The sequence below is a fragment of the Bradyrhizobium sp. WSM4874 genome (assembly GCF_055811835.1).
In genome coordinates, this window is the sequence record NZ_JBVVPR010000307.1 from 1 (window position 1) to 211 (window position 211).

The 211-nt window shown below is 57.8% G+C and carries 1 pseudogene; it reads right to left on the reverse strand.

The features are described from left to right. Window positions 1-211: pseudogene (locus tag AC0L3P_RS40430) on the reverse strand (ISL3 family transposase); the annotation flags it as partial.

The following is a 211-nucleotide window of genomic DNA, read 5'->3' on the forward strand; positions in this document are numbered from 1 at the left end:
TGACCAGCTTGAGCTTGGTGATCTGAGCTTCCACTTGGCCATTGGACCACGGTTGCGTGATAGCCGCGTGCACCGCGGCCTTATCGTTGGCAATGCCATTCGCGAACGAGGCAATGAGGCTCCGCTTGGAGTCATCAATCCAAGGTTCGAGCTCCATCTCGGCCTTCTTTCGGATCATCGCGTGGAAGCGGCCAACGAGAGCTTGGGCATC